The sequence below is a fragment of the Enterobacter cloacae complex sp. P12RS genome, assembly GCF_014895875.1.
Lineage (GTDB): Bacteria > Pseudomonadota > Gammaproteobacteria > Enterobacterales > Enterobacteriaceae > Enterobacter > Enterobacter bugandensis.
Genome location: NZ_JADBQO010000112.1, coordinates 1 through 448, shown reverse-complemented (window position 1 = coordinate 448; position 448 = coordinate 1). Strand labels below are relative to the sequence as shown.

Annotated in this window: 1 protein-coding gene; it reads left to right on the top strand. The window is 37.9% G+C overall.

What is annotated here, in order from left to right; all coding sequences use genetic code 11:
* The coding region (locus tag IM284_RS23175) for a family 1 glycosylhydrolase (protein WP_193055979.1) at nucleotides 1-448 on the top strand (448 nt) is incomplete at both ends.

Here is a 448-nt window from a genome sequence, read left to right as displayed (position 1 = left end):
CTATTGGTACCGTTGAAAATGGAGATGTTGCAGCCAATCAAATTTCTCGGGATGTCTATCTAAAAGATATACAACTCATGAAAGAATTAGGTGTCAATTCGTACCGCTTCTCCATATCCTGGTCCAGGGTCATGCCTGACGGTGTAACGGTAAATAAAAAGGGATTAGAATATTACAACCAACTTATTGCTGACTTAAAAGAAGCTAATATTGAGCCGGTGATTACACTTTACCACTGGGACATGCCATTAGCGCTTTATAAAAAAGGTAGTTGGTCTAACCCTGAATCACCAGTGTGGTTCGAAAAATTTGCGCAAGTAATTTTTGAGAATTTTGGTATTAAAAGTCATAATTTTATTACGTTTAATGAGCCTGAAGGCTATGTTTTTACTCTTGAACCCCTTGCAGCAAATCTCATTGAAAAAAAACCAGACGGATACCGTGACGT